The sequence below is a fragment of the Streptomyces sp. A1136 genome, assembly GCF_004795055.1.
GTDB lineage: Bacteria > Actinomycetota > Actinomycetes > Streptomycetales > Streptomycetaceae > Streptomyces.
In genome coordinates this window covers 1-3,212 of record NZ_SSBJ01000090.1, presented here as the reverse complement: position 1 = coordinate 3,212, position 3,212 = coordinate 1, and the positions used below count along the sequence as shown (strand labels likewise).

1 rRNA gene is annotated in these 3,212 nt (G+C 56.9%); it reads left to right on the top strand.

Annotated features, from left to right (window positions below):
• Window positions 1–56: 56 nt before the first annotated feature.
• A 23S ribosomal RNA gene (locus E6R62_RS37320) occupies window positions 57–3,180 on the top strand.
• Window positions 3,181–3,212 lie beyond the last annotated feature (32 nt).

Genomic DNA, 3,212 nt, shown 5'->3' with positions numbered 1-3,212 from the left:
GGGTGATGGGTGGCTGGTCGTTGCTTGAGAACTACACAGTGGACGCGAGCATCTGTGGCCAAGTTTTTAAGGGCGCACGGTGGATGCCTTGGCACCAGGAACCGATGAAGGACGTGAGAGGCCGCGATAGGCCCCGGGGAGCTGCCAACTGAGCTTTGATCCGGGGGTGTCCGAATGGGGAAACCCGGCAGTCGTCATGGGCTGTCACCCACTGCTGAACACATAGGCAGTGTGGAGGGAACGAGGGGAAGTGAAACATCTCAGTACCCTCAGGAAGAGAAAACAACCGTGATTCCGGGAGTAGTGGCGAGCGAAACCGGATGAGGCCAAACCGTATGCGTGTGATACCCGGCAGGGGTTGCGCATGCGGGGTTGTGGGAATGAGCTTGATCGGTCTGCCGGCCGGTCGGCGAGTCAGAAACCGTTGATGTAGTCGAAGGACATGCGAAAGGTCCGGCGTAGAGGGTAAGACCCCCGTAGACGAAACATCAGCGGCTTGCTTGCTCATCTCCCAAGTAGCACGGGGCCCGAGAAATCCCGTGTGAATCTGGCGGGACCACCCGCTAAGCCTAAATATTCCCTGGTGACCGATAGCGGATAGTACCGTGAGGGAATGGTGAAAAGTACCGCGGGAGCGGAGTGAAATAGTACCTGAAACCGTGTGCCTACAAGCCGTGGGAGCGTCGCTCATTGGGTTTACCCAATGGGTCGTGACTGCGTGCCTTTTGAAGAATGAGCCTGCGAGTTAGCGGTGTGTAGCGAGGTTAACCCGTGTGGGGAAGCCGTAGCGAAAGCGAGTCCGAACAGGGCGATTGAGTTGCACGCTCTAGACCCGAAGCGGAGTGATCTAGCCATGGGCAGGTTGAAGCGGAGGTAAGACTTCGTGGAGGACCGAACCCACCAGGGTTGAAAACCTGGGGGATGACCTGTGGTTAGGGGTGAAAGGCCAATCAAACTCCGTGATAGCTGGTTCTCCCCGAAATGCATTTAGGTGCAGCGTCGTGTGTTTCTTGCCGGAGGTAGAGCACTGGATAGGCGATGGGCCCTACCGGGTTACTGACCTTAGCCAAACTCCGAATGCCGGTAAGTGAGAGCACGGCAGTGAGACTGTGGGGGATAAGCTCCATGGTCGAGAGGGAAACAGCCCAGAGCATCGACTAAGGCCCCCAAGCGTACGCTAAGTGGGAAAGGATGTGGAGTCGCAGAGACAACCAGGAGGTTGGCTTAGAAGCAGCCACCCTTGAAAGAGTGCGTAATAGCTCACTGGTCAAGTGATTCCGCGCCGACAATGTAGCGGGGCTCAAGCGTACCGCCGAAGTCGTGTCATTGCAGCAATAGGGCCAACGCCCGCTGTGATGGGTAGGGGAGCGTCGTGTGCCGGGTGAAGCAGCAGCGGAAGCTAGTTGTGGACGGTTCACGAGTGAGAATGCAGGCATGAGTAGCGATACACACGTGAGAAACGTGTGCGCCGATTGACTAAGGGTTCCTGGGTCAAGCTGATCTGCCCAGGGTAAGTCGGGACCTAAGGCGAGGCCGACAGGCGTAGTCGATGGACAACCGGTTGATATTCCGGTACCCGCTTTGAAACGCCCAATATCGAATCAGGCGATGCTAAGTCCGTGAAGCCGTTCCGGACCCTTCGGGGAAAGGAAAGTGGTGGAGCCGACGAACCAGACTTGTAGTAGGTAAGCGATGGGGTGACGCAGGAAGGTAGTCCAGCCCGGGCGGTGGTTGTCCCGGGGTAAGGGTGTAGGCCGAGGGGTAGGCAAATCCGTCCCTCATATAAGGCTGAGACCTGATGCCGAGCCGATTGTGGTGAAGTGGATGATCCTATGCTGTCGAGAAAAGCCTCTAGCGAGTTTCATGGCGGCCCGTACCCTAAACCGACTCAGGTGGTCAGGTAGAGAATACCGAGGCGTTCGGGTGAACTATGGTTAAGGAACTCGGCAAAATGCCCCCGTAACTTCGGGAGAAGGGGGGCCATCACTGGTGATCGGATTTACTCCGTGAGCTGGGGGTGGCCGCAGAGACCAGCGAGAAGCGACTGTTTACTAAAAACACAGGTCCGTGCGAAGCCGTAAGGCGATGTATACGGACTGACGCCTGCCCGGTGCTGGAACGTTAAGGGGACCGGTTAGTGCGCTTTCGGGCGTGCGAAGCTGAGAACTTAAGCGCCAGTAAACGGCGGTGGTAACTATAACCATCCTAAGGTAGCGAAATTCCTTGTCGGGTAAGTTCCGACCTGCACGAATGGCGTAACGACTTCTCGACTGTCTCAACCATAGGCCCGGTGAAATTGCACTACGAGTAAAGATGCTCGTTTCGCGCAGCAGGACGGAAAGACCCCGGGACCTTTACTACAGTTTGATATTGGTGTTCGGTTCGGCTTGTGTAGGATAGGTGGGAGACTTTGAAGCCGTGACGCCAGTCATGGTGGAGTCGCCGTTGAAATACCACTCTGGTCGTGCTGGATGTCTAACCTCGGTCCGTGATCCGGATCAGGGACAGTGTCTGATGGGTAGTTTAACTGGGGCGGTTGCCTCCCAAAGGGTAACGGAGGCGCCCAAAGGTTCCCTCAGCCTGGTTGGCAATCAGGTGTTGAGTGTAAGTGCACAAGGGAGCTTGACTGTGAGACCGACGGGTCGAGCAGGGACGAAAGTCGGGACTAGTGATCCGGCGGTGGCTTGTGGAAGCGCCGTCGCTCAACGGATAAAAGGTACCCCGGGGATAACAGGCTGATCTTCCCCAAGAGTCCATATCGACGGGATGGTTTGGCACCTCGATGTCGGCTCGTCGCATCCTGGGGCTGGAGTCGGTCCCAAGGGTTGGGCTGTTCGCCCATTAAAGCGGTACGCGAGCTGGGTTTAGAACGTCGTGAGACAGTTCGGTCCCTATCCGCTGTGCGCGTAGGAATATTGAGAAGGGCTGTCCCTAGTACGAGAGGACCGGGACGGACGAACCTCTGGTGTGCCAGTTGTCCTGCCAAGGGCATGGCTGGTTGGCTACGTTCGGGAGGGATAACCGCTGAAAGCATCTAAGCGGGAAGCCTGCTTCAAGATGAGTATTCCCACCTCCTTGAGAGGGTAAGGCTCCCAGTAGACGACTGGGTTGATAGGCCAGATGTGGAAGCCCGGTAACGGGTGGAGCTGACTGGTACTAATAGGCCGAGGGCTTGTCCTCAGTTGCTCGCGTCCACTGTGTTAGTTCTGAAG